Origin of the sequence: Pseudomonas chlororaphis subsp. aurantiaca (assembly GCF_013466605.1) — a bacterium.
Taxonomy (GTDB): Bacteria; Pseudomonadota; Gammaproteobacteria; order Pseudomonadales; family Pseudomonadaceae; genus Aquipseudomonas; species Aquipseudomonas chlororaphis_I.
This window is the reverse complement of record NZ_CP059162.1, coordinates 3649586-3668530: the sequence shown is the minus strand read 5'-3', so window position 1 is coordinate 3668530 and position 18945 is coordinate 3649586. Positions and strand designations below refer to the sequence as shown.

The following is an 18945-nucleotide window of genomic DNA, read 5'->3' as shown; positions in this document are numbered from 1 at the left end:
GTGTTCATGGCTAGCCCTTAACTGAGGTGGCTGCAGATGAAGCTGATTCAGTGCCGGTTCTCTTCAGGTCAGCGGGTACCGTTGCTGGTGCAAGTTGGTGATGCAGCGCCGTTGCCCATACTCGTTCCGTTCATCTACGTCCAACGGAAACTCAGGCACCGTGCTTACAACACGGCGGCGGCACATCTGCGTGCGATCCAGGTTTTCTACACCTATGCCCAAAGCCGAAACCTGGATATCGATGAGGCCATCCTGGCTTGTCGCTTTGAGGCGATCCTGGCTTTGCTGGATGGTTATGCCATCTGGCTCCAAAGTGGCCGTCAAGCCGATAATCTGATCGCCCGAATTGGCACGGCTGCAACGGCACCTTTTCCGCAGATCGATCCGCGCACCCGTGACCAATACTTGCAGCTGCTGAAGCAGTACCTGTCCTGGTGTGTCACCCGCTACATCCCGCGCGCTCGTCAGAACTCAACCACCTTGGCTAACATCGAGACTGTATTTGCAGATGTCGCCGATGTCATTGAACGACGCTTTGAGAGCCATATCATCAATGCTCGGCCAGACCGTACTCGTTACCGCAGCCTGACGGATGCGCAACGCCAGATCATTCACACACTGATTCGCCCCGGCGCTCCAGAGAATCCGTTCCCAGAAAGACTGCAGCTGCGCAATTGGCTAATGATCGAATTGCTGCTGGAGACTGGAATCCGTCGCGGAGAGCTTCTCAAGCTCTACACCACGGATATCAATCAGGGGTCCCTGCATGCCTATGTCAGCATCAATGATCGCGAACATGACCCCGGCGACCCGCGCGCGGAAGAGCCGGCATTGAAAACGTACGGGCGGACGGTAGGTCTCTCTGCGCAGTTGTATGAGGTCTACGAGCGCTATATCCAAGGCGAACGGCGCCCTCTGCGTAATGGCAAACCGAAGAAACTGCCGCATCGCTATTTGTTCATCTCGGATCGAGGCCTCCCGCTATCGATCCGCGCATTGTCTAACGTCCTTGATCGCCTGTTTCTGACCATTGAACTGGCTCATCCCGGGTTGTTGCCTACACTTTCCGCGCATGACTTTCGCCATACCTTTGCCGACCGCTTCTTGGCCCACCTGGTCGAGGAACGAGGGTTTGACCTAGAGCGGGCCATGGACGAACTCCGACGAGTCTGTGGCTGGTCTGAAACCTCAGCTATGCCCCGTCGTTATGCCAGTCGTTTTCTAGCCGCGTCGGCCAACCGCCACAACGCCCAACGAACTTCGGCAGCCCGGGGGCGGCTCGACACGTAAGGAGATTTGCTGTGGGCGAATCAGATGACCAAGAACACGGGTCCCCCTCCCCGTCGTTGCCGACCTTTAAGTTTGAGGGGCCGAACCGGGTCGCTATACGAACCCGCACCGATGATCAGCCACGATACGTCGATACTCGACTGCCAGTGTGGAAGTGGTACGACGGTGGCGCTGTACTGAAAATTGACTGGGTCGCGCTTGACTTAACTCCAGAGTTCAATGAAATAGCCAAAGGCTTTATGGCATATGCGTTAGAAAAATATGCTCCCCAAACAGCATTCATGTTTGCAAGATCTCTTGTCCACCTATCAAACACGGATCTCGCTCGTTACTTTCCTTGGGATTATCAAAAATTAATCACTGAATTGGATAGCTTCAAACAATCTAGGCAAAATCTAATTGGGTTCCGTAGGCTTTATCGCTGGGCTGTTGACAGAGGCATTAAAGGTTTTGATCAAAACATCTATCTTAAAATCAAGGATACAAAACCAGATCGGATTGACCCGTATGCGCGAATTTTTCTCTCTCAGTCAGGGCTAGAACTTGATGAGGAGATCCAATTGCTTCGGCGTATTGACCGCCATATTCCGATGGATGACTGGAGTGAACTTCAGTTCAACATAATCTTACACCTAGGTTTCGAGTTGGGGCCACGCTCGATTCAACTCCATTCGCTTGACGTTGCAGACTTCGAAGTAGTTGAAACCGATGATCGTGAGAACTACTACACCCTATGGCTACCCATGGCCAAAAAGGTCGGCCAACGACGACCTGAGCGACGACCTCGAAAAATTACCACGCGACTGGGTAATAAAATCGCGCTACATATTTCGGAGATTCAACGCCGCTTTGGCAGTGGCTGCAATCCATTGTTTGTCAGTCTTACAGGAGATCGCCTATCTGTCATCGAAATCGGTGCTGGCCTCAAACACGAGCTGTGTGAAGCCGGGATAGACAAGCCGAACCAGGTAACCATGTTGCTGCGTCATCACCTCGGGCAAGGTTTGGCAGACCAGGGAACTCCGGCAGACTTGATTGCCGAACTGCTTGGGCACAACAGCACGGTTGCGGCGCGTGCTTACGTAACGGCAACCCCCAACATTGCCCGGATCAAAGAGAAAGCGCTGGGTAAGAGCCCGGCTTATCAACGCATTATGCGCAGTCTCTTGACCGGAGAAATCGTGCACCGTCGTGATACCGTGTCTGAAAGAACGATCCGTGGCGTGATCGACACACAGTACATCGGGGATATCGGTGCCTGTGCCCTCCCCATCCACACCCACTGTCCCTACAACCCTGTTTATGCCTGCTACACCTGTAAAAAGTTTCACCCCTTTGCTGATGGTCGACATGAGCAGGTGATGGAGGCGCTGCAACGAGAGGCGCAACGTTTTATCGATACCGCAGAAAAGGCAGGCGACCTTAGTCACAACCGCCCCCTCGTTCAGCATCAGACCACTATCCTGGCTGTGTCTGCAACGATAGAGCGCTGCCGGCAGCGCGCGGAGGGTCGGTCAGATGACGCAGTTTAGGGCAAGGCAGAACCTTGAGAATTTCATTAACCAGGAAAAGTCCGTTTTCGAGGTGTTGCCGATAACAACACCTTGGGGGGCACCGCTGTGGGAGGTCGAGCGCTGGTTACCTCAGCGAGGAAGACAACAAACCATTACCTTCGAAACACACCGACAATCACTTGAGCAAAACGGCTACCCTGTGCCTCCTAAAGCTCCCCTTCCATTAGATTTTCAAAATTTCTGCAAAGCCTTGATCGTATACTTGCAGCGCACTCGCGACCTGAAGTTTTCGATGGTCGCTGCCTACAATATTGCGGCCCGGCGGCTGTACAACCCGCTGTTTGAACGGGACGTATCCGATCCTACATTGTTGACGCGGGGCGATTTCGACCGCGTCGTGGAATTTCTCCGCCAAAGTGGCTATAAGAACTTTTACGACGCGATATCTCATCTTCAGGTGATCGCGGATACGGTTGACAATCTGCAATTAACCGAAATCGCCATCCACTTTGAGCATGCTACAAAACCAGAGAAGCCCCGCCACGAATACATTTCATTGCACGATCCTGATCGTGCGGTAAAACAACGTAAATCTGATGATAGGTTGCCTTCTCGCGAGGCGATGGAAGCCTATGCCTTATGTTCGAACAACCCGCTTAGTGAGGGCGAAGAAATCTTGCTGCGCGTGATCGATTTATTGATTGCGACTGGGCAACGAGGCAATGAGGTAGCAGTGATTCCCTATGACTGTTGGGTCGAAAGGCCGATCAAAGGAACGACAGGAGAAGTGGTTGTAGATGCCAATGGCAAGCCTCTGGTCGAATGCGGCATCAGGTACTTTGCGGAAAAGCAATTTCAATCCCGTGTTCATTGGTTAGCAGAAAGCGACATTCCTTTGGCCAGGCGGGCGGTCGAACGACTGAAGGTGCTGACGCAAGAACAGCGAGAAATCGCTAGGTGGCAAGAAGACCATCCAGGACGCCTCTGGGATTACTCGCCGCAGGCAGTAATGTCAGAGGGTGAAGTTCTCCGCTGGCTTGGCTTTAGCCAGGGCCGAGAGACCTCTAGGAATCTGCATGCGTACTTTTCACGAAATGGGATTCATCCCTGCGACCAGACCAAGGATCGAACGAAGGCGATCAACCGCAGCTACTTAGCGGGTGATATTGAGCATTTTCTTGTTCCCAAACTACGGAACCATGCAGCGTTAACTGAAAATGTCGGAGGTACGTCTCGTGTTGTCCTAAAAACCAGCGAAACGCTTGCCATCGCTTTCGATGGCCAATTTCGTCTTGGTGGGCGGGAAGCGAACGTTTTTCGAGCAATCCCGCGTAGAGTGACCCTCTTGGATATTAATCATGCGCTGGGTAGCGATGAAAAGTACGCATCCATTTTTTCGCGTCGGTCATTGACCGAGTCTGACGGGACTCCGATTCGGCTAACAAGCCACCAACCTCGGCACTGGCGGAATACCATTTACCAACTAACCGGCATGAGCAATGTGCAGCAAGCGTTGGCATTAGGGCGAAAACGCCTGGATCAGAACATCCATTACCAACATACAAGCATCGAAGAGAACACTGCTGCTCATCAGGAGTTTTTGGCGTTCAACAGTCATCACGAGCGCATCGATTTCCTGCACACGGGTATCAGAGATAAGCGCATTCAGGGCGCGTTGACCGACAGTTATCATGCACTTCTGTCAGATAAGGGCATGACCACAGCAGAAGCGTTCCTTACCGTACATGCCACGGCGTTGCATTTAACACCTTTTGGAGGTTGCGCTCACGATTTCTCTCAAGCGCCCTGCCCTAAGCATCTACAGTGCTGGAATGGCTGCTCGCATCTTCATCTGATGGGCACTCCCTCCGAGCGGGCTAACCTTGAGAGTCAAGTCGAGCGTCTAGTAACAGCTATCGCTATCATGCGGGATGCCGGCGTCGGTGAAGCGGGCAGCGATGTCTGGCTGGCGGACCAACAGGCTAAGCTCGACAACCTACAAGCCACCCTTAAACGCAATGTTAATACTGGCCCACAACGTGTGTTCCCCAATGGACATCCAGTGACAGTTACTGACATGGAAAAACGGCACAGTTCGGTTTCGGATGAGTAGAGGCGACAATGGCGCAACGACAAACTTTGAGAGGAGCCACCTTGGATGAAGCGATCGATGCCCTTCTCGCCCAGATGATTAGCTTAGGATGGGAAATTGCGCCTATTTCTCGTCCCGAAGTACAACGGCGCCTGGCCCTGACGAGCCGAGCTACCTTAACGGGTGAGCGTGGAAAGCGAATTGACTCTGCTCGTATAGTACAAATGAAGGAAAGCGGGAGGGACCCAGATGGTGCGCGTCGCCGAAGAAGTCTCGAAGAGCGTATCGCCCACCTTCAGGTGGAGAATGCTGCCTTGATCATGCAGCGGGATCGACTCTATGAAGCACTGTTCGTAATTGCAGATAAGTGCTTGGCGAAAGGGCTAGATCTTGAAAACATCCTAGATTCGCTCAAACGCTAAGTAGTCGTTATATTGACTATTGTGATAATGCCTTGGTTCTCCCCGCCATCAGTTAGGGATAAATACTTCTATTGATAGTCTATCATAAAGAATAGCTAAGCGGTCGACTGAAGAGCACTTCCCTAGAAAAACTATATCGCGGCCCTTCTCTCCGGGTCGGGCACGGTTCCTTCCCTTTCATGATTGTCGATACAGCTCTTGGGAATGCCTATTTTGGGAATCTTGTTAGTCGATCAATTGGTTGGTAGAGTTCGGTTATTCATGAGTTAAGGTGTCTTCAGAAGCATAGACAGGTCAAAGATCACATCTCGCTCCTCTGGCTTAACTCTTTCAAGATCAATATTACCCACGAGGTAGCAATTACCGTTTTCGACGTGGTAGATCGTGCCTTTTTTTCTACCTTCAAACACCGTCTCTGCCTTTATCAATGGTTCCATCAGTTGTCGGCCACCTTGATTGAGCTCATTCGCGCTGACGAGTTGAACTTCGATTATGACCAGTTTCTTCGACTGTCGAGCAAGCAAGGCGCGTAGAGCCAGATCACCACTGATCATAAGATTGAAGCGTTTTGCGATGGAGCCACTCCGTTCTTCGATTTGAACATGGAACCATGCTCCACCGACGTCATACTCAACGTATGTCCAGACGCGGAAATCCTCGTCAAATAACTCTATTGTGACGGCCTCTGCCCAGTCGTAAGTACGAAACACGATCACTTCCTCGATCAAATATCGCTATCGAGTATAGTCGTTTTACATCGTGACGGGCTTCATCGTTCCTTTTGTGAGTCATACAAATGGAACGGAAGGTAGCGTTCGGGCTAGCCCTGAAAAAAATACGTTTGAACAAAGGGTTAGCTCAGGAGGCGCTCGCCCCCAGCCAAGCGTATGTCAGCGAAGTAGAAGCGGGTAAGAAAAGCCCGTCAATCGAAAAAGTGGAAGATCTCGCCGTCGCTTTGGGTATACACCCCGTGACATTATTTGCGCGCAGTTTCCTGATGAACGGCGAAGATCTAGCTCCCTTGGTACAACGCATTGAGTCAGAGCTAAAGGCCTTGGATAGCCACTAAGTCCCTACCGTTACATGGGTAAGTTGGATTCTGGGTAAGCAAGCGGCGAACACACTTCCTGAGCCTTGCGCCAATGAAACTCTTCCCTGAACCCCTTCAGGCCCAAGCCGTCGAGGAGCGCCTCCAGCCAGGCGCCTCGGCGGCCTCGTTCTAACAACCTTCAGCGAGGCATCGGCAGCGGTGTTTCGGTGCTAAGGCTGCCAGCCCAGGCCTGAACTGTGTCATTTCAATGACAAGAGCAACTGCATGGGCTGATTCTTAAAACATGGCTTCAAATGTGAAAATAAATGTGCAGAGAACCATCCCAATCACCGATAAGAACTGGGCTGGAACCCCTTATTTTCATGGGGCCGTGTGCCTTATGAAATGTGCAGAAAAATGTGCAGTTATTGACCCATGCCGCTGTCAAGGATGTCTAGGATTTGCATCTTTGAGCCCGCCAACAGCGATTCAAGGATCTCAGCGCGGCAAACCTCCAGGATTGATTCATCTGCCAGCAGCGAATCGTCCGGGCAAGCCCTCGACAGCACGATCGCACCGATTCGGTGTAGACCATCCTGGTATTGGCCCGCAGACGCGCTTCCAGGTCGCTGCCGTCAGGCCTGAAGTAGGCGACCTGGATGCCGAAAAGCTGGAGAAACTCCGGGGCCAGGCGCCGCATCGCTGATCAACACCTGGTCGCCGGGCCGCAGGTACGCCAGCAAGGTCTGGGCAACCGCAGCCAGCCCGGTGCCGAACAACCGGGTGCGATAACCACCTTCCAGTTCCGTCACCAGGTCTTCCAGGGCGAACGCCGTCGGATGGCGATTATCCAAGAGTTGTCCGAATCAGGCCCCCAGGAAGTGTCGAATGCGAGTTAGCTAATCCCCTTCACCAGCTATACCTAAAACAAAGCTCTTGCCATCAAACCATCGCCAAGAACCGGAAAAAAAGCGACGCGTTGGTAGTACCTCATCAACTTGAGTCGATCTCGACGAAATGCCTTCGGATCTTCGACAACACAGCCCTCCCATTGCGTAGGAAAAGCCTTTAGGGCTGCCGCCGCACCGTTTCCAAGTCCTTTACAAGCCACGTCGATAGCACTCAGCCCAAGACCACTCCCTCGATACTCAGGATCTATAAATAGGTGAGAAATGATCAAGAGACGCTCAATGTCGGAACCAACAATGTATTCGACAGATCGCTTGAACCGCCCTGTTTTACGAGAAATGAGGCTGCAAAAATGCGCAAGCCCGTTGTCGACACTATCAAGCACCTCCCAAGGGTCCTGCCCTTCAAAGTACGCCTGCTGCAAGTCTGCGACATAAATCGATATTGTACCGACGGGCTGGTCGAATCCTTCTCCTGACAAAACGCTACCCTCATAATGGAGTACGTAGTCAGATGGCTCCCCGTAGCGCGGATTGACATCAAGCTTGAACTCAAGCCGACATTGTGTGAAGTCATCAAAATCTGAACCGGACTCATTAACATCTGTTCCTTTCATCTTTTATCCGTAGCTGTCTAGATGTCATTGTTGAAGCTTGTCATACAGCGATGCTGCCGATCAACGAACTACCTTTGCTCAGCCATAGTTTGCTTTGCTTGGTGGCGCCCTGCGCTAGCAGGACCGCCTGCTGCCAGGAGTGCTGCGAGACATAAGGCGGCAACTCTGGTCTCCGCCATTTTCCAGCAGTAAAGCGAATACAGAGATGTCGGAATCCAGACAAAAAACAGCAAAAATAAAAAAACCTTTTTCATGTCCTACCTTGCATCTATTAATGGTTGAGCCAAGTCTCTCTCGCCAAGCCAATAGCCATGATTGGCGTAGCGCGATCTAGACTTCCCACGCAAACGGATTAAAAACGTAGCCCTTGCCCCAGATAGTCTTGATGCATACCGGGTCCCGGGGGTTGTCATTGAGTTTGCCGCGCAACTTGCTGATGTAGACATCGACACTACGGTTGAACCCATCGAACGGGATCCCGCGAATACGGTTGAGGATGTCGTCGCGAGAAAGAAGCTTGCCCTCCGCACTGGCCAGCACCCACAGCAATTCGAACTCCATGGTGGTCAGGTTGATTTTTTCATCGGCCAGGCTGACCACCCGGCAACCGCGGTCGATCGATAACCGTCCGAACTCCAGGACATCGAGTGTCGTTGAGTTTTGTGCCAGCCGGCGTTGCAAGGCGCGTAGCCGAGCCAGCAACACAGAGGGTTTGAAAGGCTTGATCACATAATCGTCGGCACCGGACTCCAGGCCGAGAACATGGTCCCGGTCATCCCCTTTTGCGGTCAGGATGACGATGGGCGTATCGGACAGGTTGCGAATCTCGCGGCACACTTGCAGCCCACTCTGGCCTGGGAGCATCTGATCAAGCAGCACGACGTTCGGCTTGAACTCGATAAATGCCGCCAGCGCCTGGTCGCCCCGGTGAACCACCCGCACCTCAAAACCATGCCGGAGCAAAAACTCTGCGATCAGCGCCGCCAGCTTCCGATCGTCTTCAACGAGCAAGACATTAACGAGATCTAAGTTGTCCATAAAAACCGGGTAAGAGTCCTGATTAAAATACGGTTGTCCGCCTGGGCTATCGCTTCCATCCAGTGCATGCAGCCCACCACCCTTGGCTACCCGCTCCGAATTCGCGTCATCTGCGGCACCTTGCAGCCGAACCCGCCTTCCCTCTGACAGCGTTTCCGTTACTGCTCGGCATCGCAGCAGGTTTCGTACTCCGAGCCGCCGAAGGTCAGCGGGTGATGAACTCGATAAGCATTAGCCAGGCCTGGGAATCTGGCCTTGTCGACGCCTTTTTCAAATTATAATAACACGTGTTGCGTAAAATAAAGCGACTTGCTAGGATCCAGATCGCCAAGTGGCATTTCCTAGGAGGAAGCTCTCATGCAAGACTCTGTGCGCAAGGCGTTCCTGGAAGACGGGGCCGTCCTGATCAAAGGTTTTCTGAACGAAGAACAGTTGGCCCAGTGCCGGGCCGCCTACGACTGGGCTGTCGAGAATCACGGCCCGCATGCTTTCAGGATGTTCGACGGGACCGAGCAGCAATCGCATGTCGACAATGCCAACCCCAGGGCCAAGGCCCGGCTCGAGGAACTGGTCGCTTCCCTGCCCTTCGGCAAGCTGTTTGCGCAGCTCTGGGGCTCTGAACATGTCTGGTATTTCGCCGAGGAAGTGTTTCTCAAGGCGGGCGGCCGCGGCTCCCGTACGCTCTGGCACCAGGACACCTCCTATTTGCCTTGGGCTGGCCTGCATTGGGGCAATGCCTGGATCAGCTTCGAGTCGGTGCCCAAGCGCAATGCCCTGGAGATCGTCCGCGGCTCGCACAAAGGGCCGCGTTACGACGGCACCACCTTCCTCGATCCGAACGACCCGACCCAGCCCCTGCATGGCGGCAACGCACTGCCTCGGCTTCCCGATGTCGAGGCCCAGCGCAAGCAGGATCCCGACGCTTACGAAATCCTCTCCTGGGCGACCGAGCCTGGAGACATAGTCGTGCTCCATCCCGGCGCGCTGCACGGTGGTGCTCCGGTCGATGAGACCTTCCCGGATCGTCACACCTTTGTCTTCCGCTTCTTCGGCGACGACGCAACCTTCCGCCCGCTGCCGGAACACAGCGCTGCCGGTTATCCGCAGCAAGGCGTGCTCTTCACCCAGGAACTGGCAGACCTGAAGGCCGGGGATTCCTTTCGCCACACCACGTTCCGGCAAATCGCCTAAGCCTAATAAGGAGATCGTCCATGACCACCCAAGACTTGCGTCGACAGTCCATCAACCCTGGCCATACCCAGGCCATTTACGACAATTTTCACTTCTCCCAGGCGACCCGCGTGGGGAACATGATCTGGGTGTCCGGCCAGGTTGGCGTCGACGCGACCATGACTCCGGCCGAAGGCATCGAGGCACAAACGCACCTGGCGTTCCAGGCCTTGAGCGGCATTCTCGAGGAAGCGGGTGCAAGCCTGGCCGACGTGGTCGAGCTGATGACCTTCCATATCGATCTGCAGGGCGAGATCCATACGTTCGGACAGATCAAGGACAAGTACTTCCCCGATCGTTACCCATCCTGGAGCGCGGTTGGCGTCACGCAACTGGCCCTTCCCGCATTGCGCGTGGAAATACGCGCGGTGGCGGTCATCGGCTGCGGCCGGGATTGATCCGAGGGCGTCGACGCATACAGGCGCCTCAAGATTCCAAGGGGCTGCGAAGTATCTTCGCGCCCTTTCGAGGATGCTTATTGACAGGAACAAGGACTACAACATGGCAACACTGATCGTGAGTTATCCCGCTGCCAAAGGCGGGCGATTCGACCGGGATTACTATCTGGCAACCCACCTGCCACTGGCGCGCGCCGCCTGGAGCGAGTTCGGGCTGCAATCGGCAGAGGTGCTGTTTCCGGCAACCGGGCCAACGCCGCTGGTGGCCATGGTGATACTGCGCTTTCGCGAGCAGGCCGATATCAATGCCGCGCTGTCCTCGCCCGGGACTGCCAGGGTGATTGGCGATGTCGCCAACTTCACCGATATCACCCCGACGATCTTCCGCGCGGATGACGAATAGTCGGCGGACTCAAGCCCTGGCCGCTGCGCTGCTTTCCCATGTGCTTTCTGCGAGCAAATTCCCTATGCTGCTCCACAGCCAGAAGGCACCATTTTCAAACCGATGGTGCTCCAGATAATCGAGCCAGCGAAGTTGCCCATTTCCCATGCATGATTCTCACCTCTCCCCACCCAAGCCTGCCGTACGGCGCGGGCGCCCTGTTGGCAACCGCGACGAGAAAAGAACCGAGTTGCTCACAGCGGCGATCGCCGTGATCGCCCAGGAAGGCTACGCCGGCGCTTCGATGCGCAAAGTGGCGCAGCACGCCGGATGCACCACGGGTGCGGTGACCTACTACTTCGCCAACAAGGAAGAGATGGTCACGGCTGTCGCCCAGAGCCTGTTCGACCAGATCGACACCTTGCTGGAAGGCAGCCAGGAACAGGTCGACATCAAGTCACTCATCGAACAATGGCTGAACTGGATGCGCGTCGATGAACCAAATGGCTGGCTCGCCTGGTTCCAATTGCTGGCCCATGCCAGGCACGAACCAGCGTTCGCGAGCATCATCAAGCAACGCTACGCACTGTTCCGCCAGGTACTCACGTCGATGCTGGAGAAGGGACAGAAACAAGGCAAGATCCGCAGCGACATCGAAGCGGATCTGCTCGCCGATCAGATCAGCGCCATGAGCGACGGCTGGATGATGATGTTGCCGATCGAGCCCGAAAGGTTCACCCCCGCCAGAAGCCAGGCCCTGCTCGATGCGGTCATCACCCTGATCTCACCGGCGGCGCCATCGAACGGCAAGAGTCCCCGGAAGCAATGAGGCCGTAGCGTTGCCGGAATCGGTAACGGAGCTTCTTCAGAACCAGCACAAGGCCGGCACGCTTCCGGCCTTTTGCATGCTTTGCGCCGCGAAATAGCGCTGCCATCCAGGTCGTTGCGGCCCTCTCCTCCCCCCTTGCTCCATCACGCCTACTCAGGCAAGGCTTCAATAGCTCGACGCCCCCTGCCCTGTCCCTGATTCGCGGCGATTTTCCCCTTTGCCCGGATCAGATTATGCGCTATTTTGCATAACACCTGTTTTTAAAAATAAAACTCAGATCTGGCAGGGACAAACATGCATTCGACCGACAATGAATCACCCCTTCAATCACCGCAGCGACGCTTGCTGCTGCAAGCGCTTGGCAGCGCGGCAGTGGTTGGAGGGCTCGCGCTGAGCACGCGTGCCGCGGCGCAGGCGCTACAAGACAATCGCGACGGCATATTGGACGTAGCGATCATCGGTGGCGGCCTGGCGGGCCTGACTTCGGCACGGGACCTGCTCAGCGCCGGCTGCGAGTCTTTCGCCGTGCTTGAGGCCCGCGATCGCGTGGGCGGACGTACCTACAACCATGACCTCGGCCATGGCGTGGTCTCTGAAGCGGGCGGCCAGTGGATCGGGCCAGGACAAACAGCCATCGCCGACCTGGCACGCCAGCTTGAGGTCGGCACCTTCCCCACCTATTACCAAGGCAAAACCGTCTATCTGCTGGATGACACCAAGGTGGAAGAGGACGTGACCGACGGCCCGAACTCCAACACCGAGCTGGTCGGCAAGCTGAACGAGCTGGCCAGGGGCGTCCCCAGCAAAGCACCCTGGAAGGCAGCGGATGCCGCCGCCCTCGACAAACTTTCGGTTGGCGAGTGGCTGGTCAGGCAAGGCATCAGCAACCAGGACCAGATCGGATTCAACATGTCCGTGAGCCTGACCTTCGGCACCACCCCAGCCGGCATGGGACTGTTGCACTACCTGTCGATGATCAACTCTTCCGATTGCAGCCTGGAGAAACTCGAGGGGATAAAGGGCGGCGCCCAGGAGACACGTTTTGTTGGCGGCTCCCAGGTACTCAGCCTCAAGATGGCGCAAGCCCTGGGGGACAAGCTCAAGCTGTCTTGCCCGGTGCGCAAGATCGTCGGTTGGGACCGCGACGTCGTCGAACTGCATACGGACCGCGGTATCATCCGCGCCCGGCAGGTCATTGCGGCAGTCAACCCGGCCCTGTGCAACCAGATCACCTTCGACCCGCCCCTCCCCGCCGGGCGTGCACAGCTGCAGCGACTCTGGCCGGCCCACGCGCCCATGCGCAAGACCGTGCATGTCTATGAACGCCCCTTCTGGAGAGACAAGGGCCTGAACGGCCAGATCATCCAGGTCGAAGGGCCGCTGATCCTGGCCTATGACAATTCGCCCCCGGATGGCAGCCTCGGGGTCCTCAGCGGGTTCGTCAGGACCGGGCAACTGCCCCATGATCCGCAAGCCGCGCAGAGCACCTTGTCGGCGATCTACGCCCAGGCCCTGGGGGACGAAGCCTTGCACCCTGTCCAGTTCCACGACCAGGACTGGGGCAAGGTCGACCCCTGGACCCTCACCTGTATCTCGCCAATGCCGCCCGGTTTCTGGACGCAATGGGGCGAGCATCTGAACCCCGCGACCGGTCGCTTGATTTGGTCCGGCACTGAAACCGCGGATCTCTGGGCCGGCTCGATGGACGGCGCGGTCCGTGCCGGCCACCGGGCCGCGCTGGAAGCGCTCCAGGCCCTGGTCCAAGACCGGAGGAGCGCCTGATGAAACGAGCAATAGTGATCGGCACGGTGGTGGTGGCCACGGCGCTGGCTGGGGCTGGTGCGATCTACGGCCCGGAGCTGGTGGCCGGCTACCGCTTCATGAATACCCTCGACGAGCACAATGCCAGGTACCTGGCCAACGGCGGCGCCTGGCCGCAGCTTCAGGACACCTGCGCCCTGTGCCATGGCGCGAGGGGCCAGCCGGCAAACACCCGATATGCCTCCCTGGCTGGACAATCCGCAGCCTATATCGAGGCGCAGTTGCAGGCCTTCGCGCAAGGGCGCCGGCACAGTGCGCAAATGAGCCCGCTTGCGGCGAATCTGACGCAAGAGCAGATCAAGTTCCTGGCGGATTATTTCTCCCGGCAGACAGCCGGCCAGACCGAGGCCCCGGCAAGCGACCAGGCCCTCGAGCAACGCGGAAAGGCCAAGGTCGCCACCACTGGCTGCGTCGCCTGTCATGGTGAAAACCTCTCGGGCGGCCCGTTGGCGCCGCGGATCGCCGGCCAGGGGCCGCTCTACCTGACGGATCAGCTCACCGCCTTCAAACAGGGCCAGCGCAAGGACCCCACCCAGGCCATGAACGCCCTGGCCAGTGCGTTGTCGGAAGACGACATCAAGGCAGTGGCCCACTACCTGGGCACCCTGGCACCCACACCAGGCGCCAAGTAGTCCGCTGTGGGTGAGCGTGGGCAAGGATGCTTACCTCTCCTTGCCTTCCTCCCTGCCTTCCCTCCTCGACCTCCGCCCTGCCCTGACGTTCCTGCGGGCACAAAACATCATGGATATCCGCGTCCGACGTTGCCCCGAGGTCAGGCTCAGGTGGCTGCATGCGGACAGACGCGACCAGCTTCACATCCAACATGCTCGCGCCCCACGTGCCGCGGTGGGTCTGTCACACCGCGGCACGTGGGGCGCAATCAGGCCCGTTCTTGAAAAAACGACTCGTCAGCGTGGCTGCAGGAGCGGCATCGATTCCTTGGTGCGCTCCAGGGCGCCATAGGCGTAGTACATCAGGACCAACAGACAGGCCCAGCTAAGCAACGCCAGCACATAGAAGTTGAACAGCACGTTGGTCTCGTCCCCCGGGATCTTGTAGAAATCGTAGATGCAGGCAATCGTCTGCGCCGCCAGCATGCCGAGGAACAGGCCCAGCGCCAGGATGTGTTCCCCGGCACTCAGCAGACGCAGGACCAGGTAAACGAGGTAGAGGGAGAAGACAGTCCACATGACGACGTAGAAATACGCCAGGAACCCGCCCAGGGCATTGGCAGAGAGGACAAGAGCAAGGGTGACCAGCATACCGCCCGCGAACAGCATGACATCCTTGAAGACCGACGGTTTGTAATCATGGGTGACCGCCATGAAGCCAATGATGGTAATGACTGGAATTCCGACGCCCCTGGAAAACGCATCACAGAAATACGAAAACAAATAAGCCGTTTCCGATCCCAATGAAAAGTACAGCAAAGCATTGGTCGCCGAGAACGCAACGACCAGCCATTCCAGGCCAAGCAGATAGTTACGCTTGCGCAGGAGCTTGAGCCCATAAACCAGTCCCGCCGAAACCAATATGAAACAAGCGGCGCATATAACAATATTCCTGAGTTCCATGACACATACTCTCAATGTTTTTATTGATGTTCGATTCGTTGTTTTATTGCGCAGACAAACTTGTGAGATAGCTGGCAATGGCCTTGCGCTCGTCTGCTGACAAGGTCGCGGCAATGGCCCCCATTGCCCCGGTCAGGTCCTTTCGCCGGCCGTCGGCGAAGGCATCGAGCTGCACCCGGAGGTAGTCGGACCCTTGCCCGGCAAGACGCGGGAACTGTTCGCGGCCCATCAGGCGCTCGCCATGGCAGGCCACGCAGCCGCCTGCGGCGACCAGTTTCTGCCCCTTGTCCCGCAGGCCCGGGTCGGGCTGAAAGGACGAGTCGCGGCTCAAAGGCTGTTTGGCGTAGTAGTTGGCCAGTCGGTCGATCTCCTCCCGGCTCAGGGTCATCGCCAGCGGCGCCATGTTCGGGTTGATCCGCTGCCCGCTGGCGAAGTTGTGCAACTGCGCCGCCAGGTATGGGGCCGGCTGCCCCGCGAGGCTGGGGTAGCGCTGATGTTGCGAGCTGCCTTTGGTTCCATGGCAACCGGTACAGACGTCGGTCAGTTGCGGCCATGGGCCTCCGTCGGCCTCGTAGGCCTCGGTCGAGGCGCTGATGTAGTTCTGCAAACGATAGAGGTCGAGCAAATCCCGGCCATACAGGCCCAGCAGGACGGCAACGACTGCGATAATCCCCAGCACAATCTTTCTTTTCATCTTCGCCTCCTACGCCCGACGCAGGGCATTGAGCACCTGCAAGGCACTCTGATGGCCCGAGCGCACGGCCCCGTCCATGTAGCCCGCCCAGATATCGGCGGTCTCCGTACCCGACCAGAAGAGATTGCCGCAGGGAGGACGCAGGGCCTCGCCATGGGTACTCCAGAAACCAGGCGGAATGGGGGAAACGCAGGTGAGGGTCCAGGGGGCGGCCTGTCCCCAGTCATGCTCGCGATACGACACCGGCTTCAACGCCTCGTCGCCCAGTGCTCTGGCGTAAATCTGGGCCAGCACGCGCTGTGCTTCCTTCAGGTCGGAGGACACCATGGCGTTGGTGACGAAGGCATTGATCACGCCGATTTCGCCCCCCGGCGGGGAGTTGTCGTAGGCCCAGATGACGGGGCCGCCCGCCTGTATGACATGCCCGTTCAAGCCTTTTTCCCGCCAGAATGGACGGGAATAGACCATGGACGTCTTGCGCGCCGGGGAGTGGGCGGGCCAGGCACGTTGCAGCGCCGCGCGCCCTTCGGGCAGCGGCGGATCGAACCGGAGCTGATGGCACAATGCGGGGTGGATGGCCATGATCACCCGGCGAGCACGGATCTCCCCCTGATCCGTTTGCAACCGGACGACTTCGCGGTCCCAGTCGGAAACCTGCCGGACCGGGCACGACAAGCGCAGCCGGTCACCCAGTTGCTGCGCCATCTTGATGCAGAGAATCTGCGAACCACCGACAAGCCGGGTGCCCTGGGCGCTGTCCTTGATCGAGTCGAGCTGCATGTACTCACAGTTGGCCGAGTTGATCATCGACAGGAAATGCAGGAACCCCATCTTCGCCGGCGCCACGCCGCAGGTCAGGAGGAAGCTGGCATTCCACCCAGCCCGGTCCTCGGGCTTGATGGCCTGCCTGGACAGCCAGTCGCCTGCAGAAAGCTTGTCCAGCTCGGCCACCTTCGAAGACTTCCAGGGCGCGCCGCAAGGCACGTCGCGTGACAGTTCGCTGAGCTTCGCCGCGAGCGTCTCATCGGTGCCGAAGGTGCCCTTCAGGTCGATCTCGACCCGCCCGTCGCCGCCAAGAATGACCGTGCTGCCCTCGTAATAGGTGGGGAAGGTACCCACCTCCAGTTCGCGGGCAAGGTCCGCCACGGCGGTCTGTCCAGGCCCGATCCACTGGCCGCCGGCTTCGGACACATAACCCGAGCCCAGATCGTGATTGAGGGTTCGGCCCCCTACCCGATCCCTGGCCTCGAGGACCACGAATGAGCGGCAACCTGCCTGTTGCAGGTCGCGGGCGGCGGTCAGGCCGGCCAGCCCGGCGCCGATGATGACGACGTCCAGAACATCTCCCCTGTCAGTGGCGGAGTCTGTTTTTCCTGGCCCTTCAGCGGCATTTGCCAGCCCCGCTTTCAGGCCGAGGCTTCCTACCGCTGCCGAGGCGCCGGCAAACTTGAGCAGTTGCCTTCGTCTTAAATCGAGCGGAGTGTCAGGGGTGGGCTTCTTGTTCATACAGGGTGCCTCACGTATTTTTTATTAAAGTAATCACTCTTTGATGAGTGTCATTTCGGCAATAGAAGAGTGACAGCGGCGTTGTACCCGACAGCAACTTTCAGTTCGCCAGAACACAACGGGCGAAGTCATCAAGTTTAAAAACCAGGGTGCGCAGCCAAGTGCATCAAGTTGTTGTTATATGTCCAGCCATCTGTCGAATCTTGAACATCGACAAGTCTGTTAGTTACTGATTGGAAACACGGCGTGCTTTGCGATTGACGTGCTCGTCCATCCTGTGCACCAGGCCCAGCGCCAGGTTGACGGCGCACCACTGCAACGGCTCGGGCAGCGTCGAGGGGGTCTTGTGGCGCAGGGCCGCGAGCAACGGATGCTCGATGCCGCCAATTCGCTCGGCCAGCAGGTGGCCCATGAGTGATTGGGTGGCGACGCCATGCCCGGAGCACCCGGCGGTGTAGAGAATATTGCCCTGCTCTCCCGTTTCACCGACTACCGGCAGTGCGTCGTAGGCAAGGCTGATGTAGCCACTCCAGCATGACTGGATACCCAGGCCGCGCAAGGTCGGGAAGCGGTCTTCGAGTGCTGTTGCCAGTTCGTGATAAGCAACATTGTCCGGCACATTCGGTGTCTGGGATCCATACACATAGCTGAGTCGCTTGGTCGTGACAACCAGCGTATTGCGAGCGGTCAGACGATGACTTTCCATGGTCCAGTGAGGCGTCACCAGACCTTCGCGGCCTGGCCAGCCCAACGAGGCCAGCTGCGCGGGGGACAGCGGCTGGGTCTCGATCGCCGACACCCGCAACGGCACCACTTTGTCGCGCAGCAGGCCAAGCTGCGGTGTATAGGCATTGGTGGCGAGCACCAGATGCGGGGCGCTGGCACTGCCCCGCGCGGTGTTGCACTGGATGATCGGGCCTTCGCTGTAGGACAGCAGCTCAGTGTTCTCATAAATCTTCACACCGGCCTGAAGCGCCGCGCGACGCAGTCCCATCACGTACTTGCCGGGGTCCAGCGTACCGCCGTGTCGCTGCAGGCAGCCAAAGAGAAACGCCGGGGGTATGCCACGAGCGCGCATCTCGGCCTGGTCGAGGAAGCACGCGGACGAGCCCAGCTCGAGACCGATCTGCATGCTCTCGCGCAACTTCTTTTCCTGTGAGGGATGAACCGCCGCCCGAATGATCCCGGAGGCGTTGTAGTCGCAGTCGATACCGAGTTCGCGCAGCCTTCTTTCCACGTAGGCAACGCCCTCGTCATAGAAGGCGACGACTTTCTTCGCCTTCTCATGACCTACGCGCTTGAGGAACATCTCGAATTCGATCCCCAGGCTACCGGCGAGATAACCCGCATTACGGCCACTGGCGCCAAAACCGGCGCACTCTCGCTCGAGAACGATCACCCTGGCGCCAAGGGCGGTAAGCTCCAGCGCGGTGGACAGGCCGGCGAAGCCGGCGCCGACCACGATGACGTCGGCGCTGACATTACCCTCCAGTTCCGGTTGCAGATCGTCCGGTCGCTCCATCCACCCGCCGAGACTGCGAAACTGCCCCGGGCCAGAGGTGGCCTTGATTTCATCGCCCCGACGGGTCGTGGACATGGA

18 protein-coding genes and 1 pseudogene are annotated in these 18945 nt (G+C 57.4%); 11 read left to right on the top strand and 8 right to left on the bottom strand.

Annotation, left to right across the window (positions count from 1 at the left end):
- Window positions 1-36: 36 nt before the first annotated feature.
- The 4 genes from H0I86_RS16670 to H0I86_RS16655 are packed head-to-tail and all read left to right on the top strand — an operon-like array spanning window position 37 to window position 5318.
- Window positions 37-1290 carry a tyrosine-type recombinase/integrase gene (locus H0I86_RS16670; RefSeq protein ID WP_180921317.1) on the top strand — a complete coding sequence of 418 codons (1254 nt, stop codon included), beginning with the start codon at window positions 37-39 and terminating at the stop codon, window positions 1288-1290.
- 11 nt (window positions 1291-1301) lie between these two features.
- On the top strand, window positions 1302-2822 hold the full coding sequence (locus tag H0I86_RS16665; protein ID WP_180921316.1) for a site-specific integrase: 1521 nt from the start codon (window positions 1302-1304) through the stop codon (window positions 2820-2822).
- A complete protein-coding gene (locus tag H0I86_RS16660; protein ID WP_180921315.1) occupies window positions 2809-4917 on the top strand; it encodes a hypothetical protein in 2109 nt (702 codons plus the stop codon). The genes H0I86_RS16665 and H0I86_RS16660 overlap by 14 nt, the downstream gene beginning before the upstream one ends.
- A 41-nt stretch (window positions 4918-4958) precedes the next feature.
- Window positions 4959-5318 (top strand): hypothetical protein, encoded by a 360-nt coding sequence (locus H0I86_RS16655; protein WP_258019329.1) that lies wholly within the window; start codon window positions 4959-4961, stop codon window positions 5316-5318.
- A 266-nt stretch (window positions 5319-5584) separates the two neighbouring features.
- On the opposite strand, the gene H0I86_RS16650 is transcribed toward H0I86_RS16655, so the two are convergent.
- Complete coding sequence (locus H0I86_RS16650) at window positions 5585-6028, bottom strand: hypothetical protein (RefSeq protein WP_180921313.1); 444 nt, start codon at window positions 6026-6028, stop codon at window positions 5585-5587.
- 86 nt (window positions 6029-6114) lie between these two features.
- Between H0I86_RS16650 and H0I86_RS16645 the strand changes: the two genes are divergently transcribed.
- The gene (locus tag H0I86_RS16645; protein WP_180921312.1) at window positions 6115-6387 is read left to right on the top strand and encodes a helix-turn-helix domain-containing protein; all 273 of its coding nucleotides are present in this window, start codon (window positions 6115-6117) and stop codon (window positions 6385-6387) included.
- A 541-nt stretch (window positions 6388-6928) separates the two neighbouring features.
- Here the strand turns inward: H0I86_RS16645 and H0I86_RS16640 are convergent.
- The 3 genes and pseudogenes from H0I86_RS16640 to H0I86_RS16630 form a co-directional block, all read right to left on the bottom strand.
- Window positions 6929-7190 (bottom strand): annotated as a pseudogene (locus H0I86_RS16640) (PLP-dependent transferase); the annotation flags it as partial.
- A gap of 80 nt (window positions 7191-7270) precedes the next feature.
- Window positions 7271-7873, bottom strand: coding sequence for a GNAT family N-acetyltransferase (locus H0I86_RS16635; protein ID WP_180921311.1), 603 nt, complete (start codon window positions 7871-7873; stop codon window positions 7271-7273).
- 330 nt (window positions 7874-8203) lie between these two features.
- Complete coding sequence (locus tag H0I86_RS16630; protein ID WP_063430776.1) at window positions 8204-8911, bottom strand: response regulator; 708 nt, start codon at window positions 8909-8911, stop codon at window positions 8204-8206.
- Window positions 8912-9268: 357 nt separating this feature from the next.
- Between H0I86_RS16630 and H0I86_RS16625 the strand changes: the two genes are divergently transcribed.
- From H0I86_RS16625 to H0I86_RS16600, 6 genes are all read left to right on the top strand, one after another.
- Window positions 9269-10102, top strand: a complete 834-nt coding sequence (locus H0I86_RS16625; RefSeq protein WP_028683990.1) for a phytanoyl-CoA dioxygenase family protein — start codon at window positions 9269-9271, stop codon at window positions 10100-10102.
- Window positions 10103-10122: 20 nt separating this feature from the next.
- Window positions 10123-10539, top strand: coding sequence for a RidA family protein (locus H0I86_RS16620; RefSeq protein WP_009049059.1), 417 nt, complete (start codon window positions 10123-10125; stop codon window positions 10537-10539).
- Between the two features lie 103 nt (window positions 10540-10642).
- Entirely contained in the window at window positions 10643-10942 is a 300-nt protein-coding gene (locus H0I86_RS16615; RefSeq protein ID WP_009049058.1) for an EthD family reductase, read from the top strand.
- Between the two features lie 145 nt (window positions 10943-11087).
- Entirely contained in the window at window positions 11088-11750 is a 663-nt protein-coding gene (locus tag H0I86_RS16610) for a TetR/AcrR family transcriptional regulator (RefSeq protein ID WP_028683989.1), read from the top strand.
- 294 nt (window positions 11751-12044) lie between these two features.
- Complete coding sequence (locus H0I86_RS16605; protein ID WP_124299469.1) at window positions 12045-13532, top strand: flavin monoamine oxidase family protein; 1488 nt, start codon at window positions 12045-12047, stop codon at window positions 13530-13532.
- Window positions 13532-14203 carry a c-type cytochrome gene (locus H0I86_RS16600; RefSeq protein WP_101282488.1) on the top strand — a complete coding sequence of 224 codons (672 nt, stop codon included), beginning with the start codon at window positions 13532-13534 and terminating at the stop codon, window positions 14201-14203. The genes H0I86_RS16605 and H0I86_RS16600 overlap by 1 nt, the downstream gene beginning before the upstream one ends.
- Before the next feature lie 276 nt (window positions 14204-14479).
- Here the strand turns inward: H0I86_RS16600 and H0I86_RS16595 are convergent, their stop codons facing one another.
- The 4 genes from H0I86_RS16595 to H0I86_RS16580 all read right to left on the bottom strand — a co-directional run bounded on the left by H0I86_RS16595 (window position 14480) and on the right by H0I86_RS16580 (window position 18942).
- Complete coding sequence (locus H0I86_RS16595; protein WP_009049054.1) at window positions 14480-15145, bottom strand: hypothetical protein; 666 nt, start codon at window positions 15143-15145, stop codon at window positions 14480-14482.
- A gap of 43 nt (window positions 15146-15188) precedes the next feature.
- A complete protein-coding gene (locus H0I86_RS16590) occupies window positions 15189-15839 on the bottom strand; it encodes a c-type cytochrome (protein ID WP_180921310.1) in 651 nt (216 codons plus the stop codon).
- Window positions 15840-15848: 9 nt separating this feature from the next.
- Window positions 15849-17345 (bottom strand): flavin monoamine oxidase family protein, encoded by a 1497-nt coding sequence (locus H0I86_RS16585; RefSeq protein ID WP_180921309.1) that lies wholly within the window; start codon window positions 17343-17345, stop codon window positions 15849-15851.
- A 226-nt stretch (window positions 17346-17571) separates the two neighbouring features.
- Window positions 17572-18942 carry an NAD(P)/FAD-dependent oxidoreductase gene (locus H0I86_RS16580; protein ID WP_028683986.1) on the bottom strand — a complete coding sequence of 457 codons (1371 nt, stop codon included), beginning with the start codon at window positions 18940-18942 and terminating at the stop codon, window positions 17572-17574.
- Between the last annotated feature and the right edge of the window lie 3 nt (window positions 18943-18945).

Bases quoted from the DNA above. Each gene is read 5' to 3' on its own strand.
- H0I86_RS16670 (WP_180921317.1), top strand. From the start codon at position 37: ATGAAGCTGATTCAGTGCCGGTTCTCTTCAGGTCAGCGGGTACCGTTG.
- H0I86_RS16660 (WP_180921315.1), top strand. From the start codon at position 2,809: ATGACGCAGTTTAGGGCAAGGCAGAACCTTGAGAATTTCATTAACCAG.
- H0I86_RS16645 (WP_180921312.1), top strand. From the start codon at position 6,115: ATGGAACGGAAGGTAGCGTTCGGGCTAGCCCTGAAAAAAATACGTTTG.
- H0I86_RS16635 (WP_180921311.1), bottom strand. From the start codon at position 7,873: ATGAAAGGAACAGATGTTAATGAGTCCGGTTCAGATTTTGATGACTTC.
- H0I86_RS16630 (WP_063430776.1), bottom strand. From the start codon at position 8,911: ATGGACAACTTAGATCTCGTTAATGTCTTGCTCGTTGAAGACGATCGG.
- H0I86_RS16625 (WP_028683990.1), top strand. From the start codon at position 9,269: ATGCAAGACTCTGTGCGCAAGGCGTTCCTGGAAGACGGGGCCGTCCTG.
- H0I86_RS16620 (WP_009049059.1), top strand. From the start codon at position 10,123: ATGACCACCCAAGACTTGCGTCGACAGTCCATCAACCCTGGCCATACC.
- H0I86_RS16615 (WP_009049058.1), top strand. From the start codon at position 10,643: ATGGCAACACTGATCGTGAGTTATCCCGCTGCCAAAGGCGGGCGATTC.
- H0I86_RS16610 (WP_028683989.1), top strand. From the start codon at position 11,088: ATGCATGATTCTCACCTCTCCCCACCCAAGCCTGCCGTACGGCGCGGG.
- H0I86_RS16605 (WP_124299469.1), top strand. From the start codon at position 12,045: ATGCATTCGACCGACAATGAATCACCCCTTCAATCACCGCAGCGACGC.
- H0I86_RS16600 (WP_101282488.1), top strand. From the start codon at position 13,532: ATGAAACGAGCAATAGTGATCGGCACGGTGGTGGTGGCCACGGCGCTG.
- H0I86_RS16595 (WP_009049054.1), bottom strand. From the start codon at position 15,145: ATGGAACTCAGGAATATTGTTATATGCGCCGCTTGTTTCATATTGGTT.
- H0I86_RS16590 (WP_180921310.1), bottom strand. From the start codon at position 15,839: ATGAAAAGAAAGATTGTGCTGGGGATTATCGCAGTCGTTGCCGTCCTG.
- H0I86_RS16585 (WP_180921309.1), bottom strand. From the start codon at position 17,345: ATGAACAAGAAGCCCACCCCTGACACTCCGCTCGATTTAAGACGAAGG.
- H0I86_RS16580 (WP_028683986.1), bottom strand. From the start codon at position 18,942: ATGTCCACGACCCGTCGGGGCGATGAAATCAAGGCCACCTCTGGCCCG.